Raw genomic sequence first — 13985 nt, 5'->3', positions numbered from 1 at the left:
TCTATTTTTAAATATTATGTCGAAAATAAATGCATTAGAAAATATAGTTTCAGTAACATGGTTAAACAATCATTTACAAGATGAAAACATACTAGTGTTCGATGCAACAATTTCTAAAGTAGTTGGTGATATTTCAGCTTTATCAAATTCTAAAATTCCTGGTAGTCAGTTTTTCGATATAAAAAAGAAGTTTAGTATTGCAAATTCATCATTTCCAAATACGATTCCTTCAGCAGAACAATTTGAAAAAAATGTACAAGCATTAGGTGTAAATAACGATTCAATAATTGTTATTTACGACGACCATGGTATTTACTCTAGCGCTAGAGCATGGTGGTTATTTAAAACCTTTGGCTTTAATAACGTTGCTGTTTTAGATGGAGGTTTACCAGAGTGGAAGGCAAAAGACTTTTCTTTAGAAGATAAAGCGACTAATCATTCGCATAAAAAAGGAAACTTTAAAGCAATATACAAACCTAACAACGTTGTGTATTTTGAATCTTTAGAAGCCATATCTAAAGACGATAATTACAAAATTATTGACGCAAGATCTAGTGATCGTTTTAATTGTATTGTTGCAGAACCTAGAGTAGGATTAAGAAGTGGTATAATACCATCTTCATCTAACTTGCCTTTTAATAAGGTTTTAGATGAAAATAAATTGAAACCAAAAAAAGAATTACAAACCGTTTTTAAGAACCTCGCAAAAAAAGATCAGCATTTGGTGTTTTCATGTGGTTCTGGAATTACGGCTTCAGTTCTAGCATTAGCTGCAACTGTTGCTGGTTATAATAATAGTGTCTACGATGGCTCGTGGACAGAATATGGAAGTTTAACAATAGCATAAATTATGGACAACCCTCAAAATTGGTCAAAAAACGAATTAGTAGCATATATACTTTTATATGTTGCCAATGCAGATTTACACGAAAGTAAAGAAGAGAAAGATTTTATTCTTACAAAAGTTGATAAGAAAACCTTTGCTTCAATTCACAAAGAATTCGATAAAAATAACGACTACCAGTGCATTCAAAACATAATTGAAGGTGTAAAAGCACACGATTATTTTGGTGATGATTATGCAGAGCTTTTTGCAGATATTAAATTATTACTCTATGCAGATGGAGAAGCAGATAGAATGGAAGAATCTACACTAATGTTTCTACGAAAAATACTAAAAGAATAATTTTATAAAAAACTTCTATTCTATAGTGAAGCGTTTGAAATAAATACATGGCTAGATTTATAATACTATTTTTTTGTTTATGTTCTTTCTGGTGTTCTACAGCGCAAAATATAAAGGTTAATGATAAGAATAGTCATAAAGATTTTGCAAAGACGCTAACCAATTCAAAAGAGGATCGTTACAATGTTATTTTAAATAAGTATGATGCTTACATTAAGTTGCATCCCAACGATATAAGTGTACAAATCTATAAATGTAAATTTATTGGTAGTGCCTATTATGATGAGTATGAAGACTATAATTTAAAGTACGATGAAACCTTCGATTGTGTCACTAATTTAGCTGAAAAATATCCAGAAAACCCTAAAGTTATACTCTATAAATTAGAGTATACTTATGGTGAAGAAAGAGAGCCTTTAATTGAAAAAACCATAGGTTTATATGAAAGTAATACCATTGATTGGGATGCGGAAGACACTTCTGCGCTATTCGAAATTAGTTCAGGTTTTTATACAGAAGATGATGACTACAAGTCAATTAAACATGCTGAGTTAGCCGAAAAGTATAACGACACATTAGATTTGTCAATTTTAAAAACCAATGCGTATTTACGATTAGAAAATGAAGACAAGGCTAGAGAAAGTATACTTAAAAACTTAGATGCTGAACAACCTAATTGGGTTTTAAATACTAAAGGCGAACTACTAATTTCTTTAAATGAAGATGCCGAAGCTTTAAAACTTTACGATCGTATTAAAGAAAACGATTCTACATTTTCTATAAATGAGAGTCTTTATAAAATTTTTAAGCAAAAAGAAGATTATAGTCAAGCAAGAACGTACATAGTTAGCGACACTATTGCAACTTGGAATAAGACTAATAATTTGCAAAGGCTTGCTAATCATGATTTAGAATATTCGGATCCAGAAGTAGCCATACGCTCGTTAAGACGTATGTACAAAGAAAGTTATTACGATGATTACTTTGGTATAAAACGACTGCGTTTAGCCTTTAAAGCACCAAGTTACTATTGGTCTATCGGTGAGATTTCACATCTATTTGTTTTAGTTTTATTTGTGCTCATTTTACTAGCTATTCCTTATTTATGGGTGTTACCTATTTATAGTCTTAGTAATTACTTTAATTTTAAAAAAGTAAAAGAAGCGGTGAAGCTTCCTGGAGATTGGACTTTAAGGCATTTCTGGCTAATGAACTTTTTTTACATGCTTACGTTGTTTCTTTTAATTGTAGTATTTAATTATCAAGAAGAACTAAATTATTATTTCGATATTGTCGATTATTCTAGCGAAATAGCAGAAGAAACAGATCTTGTTTTAGCTAATGCACAACTACTATTCTGTGGTTTATTGTTATTTTTTACTTTAGTATTGCTCAACAAAAAGCGATTACAATTTGTTTTTAGAACCAATAACTCATTAAGGCAAACCATAGGATTAAGTATTCTATTTTTAATATTTAATAATATTGTACTTAGAATTCTTGGTACATTTGTAGACATTACTGATGTAGCAGAATTTATTTCATCATTAAGCGCAAAAGAAGAAATTCAAGCACTATTAAACGAATACGGCATATATATTACCGTTTTAGTAGTAGCTGTGATAGTTCCGTTTTATGAAGAAATTATTTTTAGAGGTATCATATTCACATCAACCGAAAAACATCTAGGTTATAGAGTAGCAAACGTTCTACAAGCTTCATTATTTGCATTAGCTCACTTCAATTTAAACTTATTTATATTTTACTTTGTTTTTGGTTTGGTAACAGGTTATTTTGTTAAAAGAACTAATGGTTTATCTACAGGTATCGTTTTTCATATGGTAAATAATTTTGTGGTTACTGTAGCTTTGTTTTATGCTAATTAAATAGATTATTATAAAAAAGTCTCAAAGCTAATACATTCCTTTCAGTTACCATTATGTCAAACAACTTCTTGATATAACTGAAGCTTCTAAAGTCTAGACTAAAAACCTTAAAAGAGCGTACTCATTCTTAATTCACAGGAATTAAGGTAAACTAATTGTATTATGCTTTGAGACTCTAAGCATCTCAACAGTTATAAAGTTAGCGCTATAAACACGTTTTTTATAACTAAAATGAGCGAAGCGCAGCTTTCATTGAGTGAATGCCATATTCTATTTAGGGAATAAAACCGTGTATTTAGTCGATGATAATTGTATAAAAAGTACGCAAATCAAATACTTAGGTAGTTTACCGATTATTTAATTGATAGTCAGTAATCCATTATATCTTAGCAGTGTTAAACCTACTTAATTACCTAAACAATGAAATTACTAACAACATTACTTTTACTTTTTTTTGTTTCTTTTGCTTCGGCTCAAGAAAATCAGCCCCTCGAAATTAAAGAAGTAAAAACTGAAACATCTAATACATTAGAAGCTGAAAACACTGTTGTTATAAGTGTAAAAGGCATTAAGACAATGGAAGAAATTGACATTGAAAATTACAACAAAGCAGTTTATTTAAAGTTAATTGCTTCTAAAAAGCAAAAACCTAAAATGTGCTAATATTATTTAATTATCCAATCTAAATAAAAGTGCTAAAAAGCCTGAAATTATTTTCAGGCTTTTTTTTATGCCTAGTTTAAGCATTCTTTTAAGCTCGAAAGGAATAATAAAAGGTAGTAGGTGTTTGGTTATGTGTTTATTTTACCAATAAATTTAGCCTTTAATTCTGGAGTAGGAATCCAGCAACTTTCTTTCTTACCATACCATTTATAACGATTCTTGGCTATAAAATCGTAAACCCAATTACGTATAAAAGGCGGAACTATTAAAAATACAGATAATAAATTCCTAGGGAAACCTAAACCTTTAGCAACATGTAAAGCAGCCGAAGATTTAATTTTTAATGAGTCTTTTTCTGGAGAATAGAGTAGGATAGAGTCCGTTTTTGAAGCATCAATTTTAAAATGATTGATTACTTGCTCACCAACATCACTTTGCAAAGCCGCAAACATAAAAACATTGTTTTTATCATGTGTAATCGCGTATTGTACAGATGCGCTGCAAAGGTTGCAAACACCATCGAATAGGATTAGTTTTTTATGTTTTGGCAATTGTTCTATCACACTACAAAAATACGAATTTAGAAAACAGTATTGCAAGTCATTGCGAGGAGTTTTTATGATGTGGCAATCTCATAATATCAATAACTAACATCATGATATTGCTTCGTTCCTAGCCATGACGACAATTATTTTTATCTAATTTAAAGCCCAAATTAAGGCCTTCTCTTTTGTGGCTCTAAAAATGGTGTTATGCTTTTCGTTTGGCTCGTCTGAGTAGGTCCAAGTAAGTGTACTTGGAGCATTTGTTTCTAAGGTTTTTGCCAAACGATTGGTATAAATTGAAATATCTTCTGCATTAGAACCTGCAAACCAAAACTTCTGTTTAGTTTCAGGAAATTGAGATAAATAATCTTTAGACGTTTTTGTTATTAGTGCATTATTCCACCATAACGATGGATCCATAGCTATATAAAAATTAAACATCTCTGGCTTTAATAACAACGTTTCTACAACAAATAATCCTGCTACAGATTCCCCAATTACTCCTTTATAATCTGTTGTCCTATAACGCTTGTTTATTTCAAGAAACAACTCATCACTTACAAATTTTCTAAATCTTGAAGCGCCATCTGTTAAAGGCGCAATGCCTTCATCTTCTTTTATTTGAGACGCTCCAGTTAAATCTCTTCTTCGCTCTGTGTTTTCTATTCCTACAAGAATTATTGGAGGAATACTTTTGCTTTCAACAAGCTTGGAAATTGTATTTGCAATATGCGGAAAGTCCTCTTTAACACCACCATCTAACATGTAAATAACAGGAAGTGAATCTGTGGTCTTAAAGTAGTCTGCAGGCTTCCAAACAGTAATAACTCTTGCCTCTGCAACTTCACTAGATTCTATAGTAAAAGTATCATGATTTGGTATTACATCTTGTACTGTTGTAGTTTCAATGCATCCTGTAACGATTAAAGACAGTAGTATTATGCAAAAAGTGTTTTTCATGATTTCAGTTTTAAGAATTAAATATACTAATAAAATTAGTTTAAGTAAAACGCTCTTTTTATCATTTCCAAGAAGTTAGGAGTTAAAATGTGTATTGGTTTTATTGTGGATTCCTGCCTTCGCAGGAATGACAGGCTTCTCGGTACTTTGATTAGTCTGTTTTGTTATGCCATTAAAACAAGCTACTATTTTGCATCTTTGTTAAATAAATTACCTTTTTGAAAACAGAAGGCTAAGTCTAATTCTCCGGTTTGTCATTTCTGCGAAGGCAGGAATCCACTTTGTTTGTTGTGATGTTTTTATGGATTCCTGCCTGCGCAGGAAATGACAGTATTCAGTAAGTACTATGATTAGTTTGTTTTATTATGCTACAAAACAAGTACTATTTTGCAGCCTTGTTAAGTAAATTACCATTTTGGAAATTGAATATTAAGTATAATTCTTCGGTTTGTCATTCCTGCGAAGGCAAGAATCCACTTGAGTACTATAAATTACGTATCTTAGTAATACCCTTATGTTCAAAACACAACATCAATATTATTTATACATTCTTTCTAATAAGTTTAACGGTACTCTTTACATTGGTGTCACAAATAATTTAGAACGTAGACTCTTTGAACATAAAAATAAATTAGTTGAAGGTTTTTCTAAACGTTACGATTTGAAAAAGCTTATTTATTTTGAAACTTTCCAGTATGTAAATGATGCTATAAAGAGAGAAAAGAACATGAAAAAATGGAAACGTGACTGGAAAATTAAATTGATTCAAGAAGACAATCCAAATTGGAGTGATTTAGCAGAAGATTGGGATGCTTACAAGTAATAAATTCGTTTTAACAAGGTGGTAAGTAGGTTTGTCAATCCTACGGAAGCAAGAATCCACTTTGTTTTGTTGTGGTGTTCTTAATGGATTCCTGCCTTCGCAGGAATGACAGGCTTCGGTAGTTTGATTAGTCTGTTTTATTATGCTATAAAACAAATACTATTTTACACCCTTGTTAAATAAATTATCATTTTGAAAACTGAGAATTAAGTATAATTCTTCGGTTTGTCATTCCTGCGGAGGCAGGAATCCACTTTGTTTGTTGTAGTGTTCTTAATGGATTCCTGCCTTTGCAGGAATGACAGTATTTAGTACTTTGATTAATCTGTTTTATTATGCTATAAAACAAATACTATTTTACACCCTTGTTAAATAAATTATCATTTTGAAAACTGAGAATTAAGTATAATTCTTCGGTTTGTCATTCCTGCGGAGGCAGGAATCCACTTTGTTTGTTGTAGTGTTCTTAATGGATTCCTGCCTTTGCAGGAATGACAGTATTTAGTACTTTGATTAATCTGTTTTATTATGCTATTTAAACAAATACTATTTTACACCCTTGTTAAGTAAATTACCATTTTGAAAATTAAATATTAACTACAATACCTAGGTTTGTCATTCCTGCGGAGGCAGGAATCCACTTTGTTTGTTGTGATGTTCTTAATGGATTCCTGCCTTCGCAGGAATGACAGACTTCGGTAGTTTGATTAGTCTGTTTTATTATGCTATAAAACAAATACTATTTTACACCCTTGTTAAATAAATTATCATTTTGAAAACTGAGAATTAAGTATAATTCTTCGGTTTGTCATTCCTGCGGAGGCAGGAATCCACTTTGTTTGTTGTGGTGTTCTTTATGGATTCCTGCCTTTGCAAGAATGACAGTATTTAGTGCTTTGATTAGTCTGTTTTATTATGCTATTTAAACAAGTTACTGTTTTACAACCTTGTTAAATAAATTATCATTTTGAAAATTAAATATTAACTACAATACCTAGGTTTGTGATTCCTGCGGAAGCAAGAATCCACTTTGTTTTGTTGTGGTGTTCTTTATGGATTCCTGCCTTTGCAGGAATGACAGTATTCATAGCGATAACAGCATTCGCAGGAATGACAGTGTTTTTAGAAGTGATAGTATTCGCAGGAACGATAGTCTTAAAAAAAAACACCAAACCACAATAACAACCTACTTCTTCTTAACAGCCTCAACAAGCTCCAGTAAATCCACATTTACATTAGTAGTAAACATACCGTAATTAACAACAGCTTTCTTTTTTTCAAGCTTATCTATAGTACCAACAGCACGACCATCTTCCATGCGCACGCGATCTCCAATTTTAAGAATATGCTTTGGTTTTTCTGGTATTAGTTTCGCTTTAGCTTTTGCTTCTTTCTTTTTCTTACGTATAACTTCAACAGTCTTTTCTGCTTCTTGTTTTACTTGTGTTACTTTTATTTTTTCGGCTTTAGCCTGTTTTACGGTTACTTTTTTACGCTTAGAATTTTCAATTTGAACCAAACGGAATAACTCTCCCATCAACTCTTTTTTCTTTTTATCGTTAAAAAACTTCTCCGAAATATCGTTTACCTTTTGTCCTAAGTAAATTAAACGCTGATTACTATCGTATAATTCCTGGTAGTTCTCAAGTTTCTTTTGCACCTTAGCATTTATCTCTTCAAGCTTATCGGCTTCAGTTTGTTTTTTCTTTTCGTTTACTTTTAAAGATTCGCTTGTTTTCTCAAGCTTTGCACGTTGTTTTTGAAGCTTAGCAATAGTTGCATCAAAACGTACTTTAGAGCGTTCTATCTTCTTCTTAGACCTGTTAATTAAACTATAAGGTATTCCGTTTTTTTGTGCCACTTCAAATGTAAACGAAGAACCTGCTTGACCTAATGCCAATTTGTACATAGGTTCTAACGTGCGCTCATCGAACATCATGTTCGCGTTTATCATTTCTTCTTTCTCGTTGGCTAACATTTTTAGGTTTGCATAATGCGTGGTAATAATACCAAAAGCATTTCTGGCGTAAAACTCTTCTAAAAAAGTTTCGGCTAAAGCACCACCAAGTTCTGGATCAGATCCTGTTCCAAATTCATCAATTAAAAACAAGGTGTTTTTATTTACTTTCTTTAAAAAGTAATTCATCTGTTTTAAGCGGTAACTGTAAGTACTTAAATGGTTTTCTATAGATTGGTTATCTCCAATATCTGTTAATATACGGTCGAAAACAGTAACAACACTACGTTCGTGAACAGGAATAAGCATACCACTTTGTATCATTAACTGCAGTAAGCCAACCGTTTTTAAGGTGATACTTTTTCCACCAGCATTTGGTCCAGAAATAACAATTATGCGACTCTCTTGGTTAAGTTCTATGGTTTGCGGAAAGGTTTTTTCTTTCTTCGCAACATTGTTTAAATAGAGGATAGGATGGTAGGCCTCACGTAAAAACAATTCCTTTTTGTCGCTAATTTCTGGTAAAATACCATTCATAGATTTAGCATATTTTGCTTTAGCAGCAATAATATCTATATCTATTAAAAAGCTTTGGTAGTGTTCTATTAACGGTAAAAAGTCGCGTAAAAAATTAGTCACTTCTTTTAAAATACGTACAACTTCTTCGCCTTCTTCGTATTCTAAATTATTAAGTTCTCGTGTGTGTTGTAAAGTGGTTTCTGGCTCTATGTAAACTATACTACCAGTTTTACTTCCACCCATTATTGCACCTTTAACCTTACGTCTGTACATAGCTTTTACAGCTAGTACACGTTTGTTTTCGACTACAGATTCTCTAATATCATCTAAATAATCTAAATTATGGTATTGGTTTAAAGCCGAAGTAAAACTAGAGTTAATTTTACCTTTTAGCTTATTCATGGTTTGTCTAATCTCAGAGAGTAGAGCAGAGGCACTATCTTTTACATCTCCAAAACGATCCACAATACTGTCTATTTTCTCTATAATGGCAGTAGTAACTTCAATACGATGCGAGAAGTGTTTTAGGTTTGGGTAATATTCTTCGAACTTGTTTAGAAACTTTACAATCTCGTTTGCTGTAATAGAAATAGAAATAATTTTTTTTAAACTATGCGTTTCTAAATAGGTGTTTTCTATGCGTAGTAATTGTAATTCTTTGGTAATAGCATCGAAGCCATGGTTTGGTATGCGGTTACCATTATCGTACGAAGACACATACTCATTGGTTAATTGTAACGCATTAAGTAATGTTTCCTTGTCTTGAAAGGGCTCTATTGTTAAGGCTTTTTTATTACCTAAATTAGTAACGCAGTATTCGCTAACTTGCTCTAAAACCGTTGCGAATTCTAAGTCCTGTAATGTTTTTTTGTGAATGTTTATCATCTTTTAGTTTCCATGGAAATGGAAATCTCTTTATAGGTTCTTTTTTCTTAGCAGAACAAAGTTAATAAATAGATTTTACATATGTTTAATTATATAACTATGCTAGTATTTATTGTTTTTACCATTCCTTTTTTTACAAAAACATATTTTTCTATTCCTAATCAATAGCACTATAAACTTGTAAAAATCTGTTTTTAAGGCTAATAAATTATATATTTGGAATTTTATTTGTTAAAAAACAACCAAGATTGCAATTGTTATTTTATATATCTGGTAAACCAATCTGATTAACCAATAAATAAAACACTTTGTTTATTTCTTAATTTTAAATAATTAAGTTCAAACAGATTAAAATTAATAGCAAAATGAAATAATATATTAATTCATTTTGTCTTAAAACTACATTTAATTATTTAGTATTAGTAATACTTTTTCGGCTTATAACTGTACTGCGGAAGGCATAAATTCTACAAATAAAAATATTAGAAAACCTAAGCGAATTCGGTATTATTAATGTAGAACTATTGAAGTCTACAATCTCTTCATCATTTAAAATATGGAGTTGAGAGTTACTACTTAAAAAGTCTAAAAATTAATAAATGTGTAATTACTATTTAAAAAATAAAAATCAATTTAATTAATTATTAGAATTAGTCGTCTTTATTTAATTATTTTTAAAAACAGAAGTTAAATCTTCTGTTTTTTTGTGCTTTACAAATCTTGAGGCTTAACAATTGTGTTCAATCTTTTAAACTTTCCCTATTTAGTAAATTAGTCTAGATTTTCGAGTAAGAATGTCGCGAGTTCAGGAAGTTTAATAATAAGATCTTCAATAACCTTAGGATCACTCAAATCTGTACGTATTCCAGGCATCATACTCAATTCGGGATCATCGAAATCTGCGCATCCCATTGCCCAATTTGAGAAAAGGCAACTGTCTACAGAAGAATCTAAAATAATTTTAACTTCTTTATGACGTGGATCTTTAAGTAAACGTATAAAAAGACTGTTAACAACGTCTGATTCGCCTTCAATAACTTGAAGAAAACACCCATTTCTATGCATAAGAACACCACTAATATTATCTATTGTATTGAAAGCGCGAGAATCATGAAGCAAATCTAGTAAGCTACGTTTACTAAACTGTTTCGATGCTTGACTTGTGTAGACGATGCGACGAAGTGCCATATTAGAACATATTGGTTTATTTAATTACTAACAGTTAAACTAATCCGTAACGGTTTCAATACTTTGTATTAAATGTTAAACTAAATTACAATTTTAATAGTTTCTAAAACAGCTAAAGACACCTTTTTAAAGCAGTATTATAGTTAAGAGGTTTTATATGACGTTATTTTTTATTTTTTTCTAATTCCAACCAATCTTCATACGAAAGGACTAAACTGCCTTTTTCTGGACTATATTTCCCTGGAAGTTTCCCTATAAACTCTAAAGGATGTCCATCTGGATCTGAAAAGTAAATTGCAATTGCTGGAATGTTAGCAAATACCATTGGCTTTTCTGAATTATCATTTAAAAAATTCCAAAAATGTAAGTCATTAGATTTTAAAAAATCTACAGATTCGTTTAAAACCCATTCCCAATTACATTCAAAAGCAAAATGTCTTAAATCAATTTCATCTTTAGGCTTTTCCCATAATCCTAACATTGCCTGTCTTGGTTCTTCTCCAATCCAGAATAAAGCAGCTCTTCTTTCTTCTTCAAAAAGGTAAAGCTCAAGCTTGAGTATGTTAGTGTAAAAATCTATGGAACGTTCTAAATTTTCAACAAACAAATGAGTTTCAAAAAGTCCTTTTATCATCTGTATTTTTGTTTTTTCATTATAACTTATAGCAGTTAACCGAATACGTAACGGTTTCAATGTTTTGTATTAGATTTAAACTAAGTTAGGCTTTTTTTAGAGAAACAAAGTTTTAAATATTTGTTGGAAGGCTAATTTTATAGCACTCGCTTAACGTCTAGGCTTTGATTTGTTACATCTCTATTATATTCCTAGATTCCAGCCTAAAACTAATTTAATAGCATTTGTTTTTGCAGTTCCACCAGCTTGTCTTGAAACACCTCCTATGTCTATAATTCCAAAATCGTCTCTTAGTTCAATTGTTAAGTCATTTTTTTCGTTAAGAGAGATGTTTGTCCCAATTCCTAATGAAAGCCCAAAGTCTATATTTTTAAGATCTGTAATAAAGTCGCTGTTATCATTAGGATAATCATTATCAATTTTATTTTTTAATAAAAAGCTCAAAAAGGGACCTCCATTTACGAAGAATTTTGAATTTCCAAATTCATATTTTAATAAAACTGGTAAGTTTATATAGTCGTAAGTCTCTTTAAAATCTTCTTTTCCAATTTCCTCAGCGTTGCTATTGTTATAGTACGTTAGTTCTAATTTCCTTGTTTTTCTTTCGTAGTTAACATTCGCTTTTAATGATAGATTTTCTTTTAAGTAATAGTCTAAAGAAACTCCAAAAAGGTATCCAATACTAAAATTGTTATTTTTATAATTCCCATTATATATAATATTTGGGTAATTTAATCCAGCGTTAACACCTATTTTAAATTCATTTTGAGCACTAAGTTTAATTGAAAAAAGCAATCCAATTACGATTAAAATTATTTTATTTTTAGTCATTTAGTTTTTAATATTTTTATTGAGTTTTAATGTTTGTTTCAGAGAGGATTTGTTTAGCTCGCTTAACAATTAAACTGATATACAACCGTTTTAATGTTTTATATCGTGTTTGTATATGGTTTGTTGTGTATTTCTAGTAAATAATTAGCGACCAAGAAAGCCCGCGAGGACTTTCGTAAGTAAGCTAGAACTAGCAATAAATTATATACGGTGTTAGCCGTAGTTATTTCTTTGTTTCAGTTTCTTTAATTTCTTGATTAATCTTATAGTTTTTTGATGAATCAATTTTTATTAAGTCTTTTGATTCAATGTTTAATGTTTTTTCAAATTTAGTTTCAGTTGTAGTTTTTTCATTTTTTTCCATAAATGATAAAGTAATTGTTGATATAAAAAACAGAACAAATAAAACTAATCCGTTTCTAATTAATATGAACGAAGCATAAGTTAAGTTTGCAATTTTCACGTGTATTAATTCATTTAAAGACCTACTACGAATTAATTCTTTTAACAGAGAAGAAGCTTTCTTGTCTAATCGGATTTTGAATTTATTATTGTTTAATTCAATATTAGTTTGGTCAATATTAAATTCCTTAATATTTAAAGTTTGTAAAGCTCGAATTCCTCCAATAACAAAATGAGTAATACTGAAAAATATAAAAATAATTGGAATAATTTGATTCGCATTCTCTTTTAAATAATCAAGAGAAAATGTAATTGTGGTTATTGCCAATGTTATAATAAATAATAACGATTTAGCTTTATCTTCTAATTTTATTTTTCTTTCAAGTTGTAAATTGACTTCATTTTTTAATTTTGAAATATATTCATCCTTTTGTTTTTTGATTTCAGAGATGTCAATATCAATTTCTTTTTGCTTGACGTAAGTTTCTGAAATCTTTTTGTTAATAATCGTAGCATTTATGCCTGGAAAAATTTGTTGTTTTAGGAATTCACGAATCTTTTTCATTTCTTTAGAGAATTAACAATTACAGTATCAATTTTATATCCAGTATTTTGTTGAAGCCACGACCATTCACCAGTAGGATTAATTTCGATGAAATAATAATTCCCATTATGGAAAACTAAATCAATTCCCCCAAATTTTAAATTAAACTCTTTTAAAAAATCAATACATAGTTGTTTAATTTCATTTGGTAAATCTATTATTTCATAATTTAATTCATCCTTAATTCTTCTCCAATCAATATTAATTTCTTCAATGTCAGATTTAAATATTTTTATAGCAATTACCTCTTCTTCAATTACTGTAACTCTTATGTCAATTTTAGGTACTAAACCTTGTTGCATAAAAAAAGGTGATAAGAATTTTTCTTCTGTAATTTCATTCTTTTTATATATTTCTGTATAAACAAAGCCTTCTTTTTCTCCAAGATTAATAATTGCGGTATCAATTGATTTTATGGCAATATGGTCAAAATTTAATTTTTTAGTTTTATTTGTAATAAGTGTTTCTGGAACTTTAAACCCAATTTTGTTTGCAATAAAGAGTTGATATGGTTTTATTTCAGCTTTATAAATGTCAACTGGATTATTCAGCCAAGTAATATTTTCGAACACAGCTAGTGAACGAACAAAAGCAGTCCATTGACTTCTAATTAATTGTTCTTCTTCATTTATATTATCTTGAAATATATCTCTTAAGAAAGTTGGAGCTCTGTAATAAATAGAGTTTAAATACTCTTTAGAAATACAGAATTTTATATTTTTAAAAGAGCCATTTATAGAAGGAATCAAAGGATTAAATTCAATTATGTAGTCCTTTAATTCATCTCTATTTATTCTTAAATATGGAATGTTTTGTTGATCTAGTTCAACAGCTATAAAATCGCTAGAAAAATCGTATCGATTAGAAATTATTAATACTCTTGGATATAAAATATTATTCAC

The 13985-nt window shown here is 29.9% G+C and carries 14 protein-coding genes; 5 read left to right on the top strand and 9 right to left on the bottom strand.

All coding sequences use genetic code 11. The annotated features are described in order from the left end of the window. The first annotated feature begins 16 nt into the window (after nt 1-16). The 4 genes from CW733_RS05025 (at nt 17) to CW733_RS05010 (ending at nt 3735) form a co-directional block, all read left to right on the top strand. Entirely contained in the window at nt 17-847 is an 831-nt protein-coding gene (locus CW733_RS05025; RefSeq protein ID WP_100996161.1) for a sulfurtransferase, read from the top strand. A gap of 3 nt (nt 848-850) precedes the next feature. Further along, nucleotides 851-1186 (top strand): hypothetical protein, encoded by a 336-nt coding sequence (locus tag CW733_RS05020; RefSeq protein WP_100996160.1) that lies wholly within the window; start codon nt 851-853, stop codon nt 1184-1186. Nucleotides 1187-1233: 47 nt separating this feature from the next. Next, entirely contained in the window at nt 1234-3072 is a 1839-nt protein-coding gene (locus tag CW733_RS05015) for a CPBP family intramembrane glutamic endopeptidase (protein WP_100996159.1), read from the top strand. Nucleotides 3073-3492: 420 nt separating this feature from the next. Then, a complete protein-coding gene (locus CW733_RS05010) occupies nt 3493-3735 on the top strand; it encodes a hypothetical protein (RefSeq protein WP_100996158.1) in 243 nt (80 codons plus the stop codon). 128 nt (nt 3736-3863) lie between these two features. Here the strand turns inward: CW733_RS05010 and CW733_RS05005 are convergent, their stop codons facing one another. After that, the gene (locus CW733_RS05005) at nt 3864-4295 is read right to left on the bottom strand and encodes a thiol-disulfide oxidoreductase DCC family protein (RefSeq protein ID WP_232730421.1); all 432 of its coding nucleotides are present in this window, start codon (nt 4293-4295) and stop codon (nt 3864-3866) included. A gap of 138 nt (nt 4296-4433) precedes the next feature. After that, entirely contained in the window at nt 4434-5240 is an 807-nt protein-coding gene (locus CW733_RS05000) for an alpha/beta hydrolase (protein ID WP_100996156.1), read from the bottom strand. Nucleotides 5241-5754: 514 nt separating this feature from the next. Here CW733_RS05000 and CW733_RS04995 point away from each other — a divergent pair. Continuing rightward, nucleotides 5755-6063 (top strand): GIY-YIG nuclease family protein, encoded by a 309-nt coding sequence (locus tag CW733_RS04995; protein WP_100996155.1) that lies wholly within the window; start codon nt 5755-5757, stop codon nt 6061-6063. 974 nt (nt 6064-7037) lie between these two features. On the opposite strand, the gene CW733_RS04990 is transcribed toward CW733_RS04995, so the two are convergent. The 7 genes from CW733_RS04990 to CW733_RS04960 form a co-directional block, all read right to left on the bottom strand. After that, entirely contained in the window at nt 7038-7232 is a 195-nt protein-coding gene (locus CW733_RS04990; RefSeq protein WP_157811540.1) for a hypothetical protein, read from the bottom strand. A 17-nt stretch (nt 7233-7249) separates the two neighbouring features. Then, nucleotides 7250-9424, bottom strand: a complete 2175-nt coding sequence (locus tag CW733_RS04985; protein WP_100996153.1) for a DNA mismatch repair protein MutS — start codon at nt 9422-9424, stop codon at nt 7250-7252. 771 nt (nt 9425-10195) lie between these two features. Further along, nucleotides 10196-10612, bottom strand: coding sequence for a BLUF domain-containing protein (locus tag CW733_RS04980; protein WP_100996152.1), 417 nt, complete (start codon nt 10610-10612; stop codon nt 10196-10198). A gap of 163 nt (nt 10613-10775) precedes the next feature. Continuing rightward, nucleotides 10776-11246: a VOC family protein gene (locus CW733_RS04975; RefSeq protein WP_100996151.1), complete on the bottom strand. Its 471-nt coding sequence runs from the start codon at nt 11244-11246 to the stop codon at nt 10776-10778. Nucleotides 11247-11429: 183 nt separating this feature from the next. Beyond that, nucleotides 11430-12077 (bottom strand): porin family protein, encoded by a 648-nt coding sequence (locus tag CW733_RS04970; protein WP_100996150.1) that lies wholly within the window; start codon nt 12075-12077, stop codon nt 11430-11432. Between the two features lie 223 nt (nt 12078-12300). Continuing rightward, nucleotides 12301-13044: a hypothetical protein gene (locus CW733_RS04965; RefSeq protein ID WP_100996149.1), complete on the bottom strand. Its 744-nt coding sequence runs from the start codon at nt 13042-13044 to the stop codon at nt 12301-12303. Then, a complete protein-coding gene (locus CW733_RS04960; RefSeq protein WP_100996148.1) occupies nt 13041-13985 on the bottom strand; it encodes a RimK family alpha-L-glutamate ligase in 945 nt (314 codons plus the stop codon). Before CW733_RS04960 ends, CW733_RS04965 begins: the two co-directional genes overlap by 4 nt.

It is taken from the genome of Lacinutrix sp. Bg11-31 (genome assembly GCF_002831665.1).
GTDB lineage: Bacteria > Bacteroidota > Bacteroidia > Flavobacteriales > Flavobacteriaceae > Lacinutrix.
This window is presented reverse-complemented; position numbering and strand designations above follow the sequence as displayed.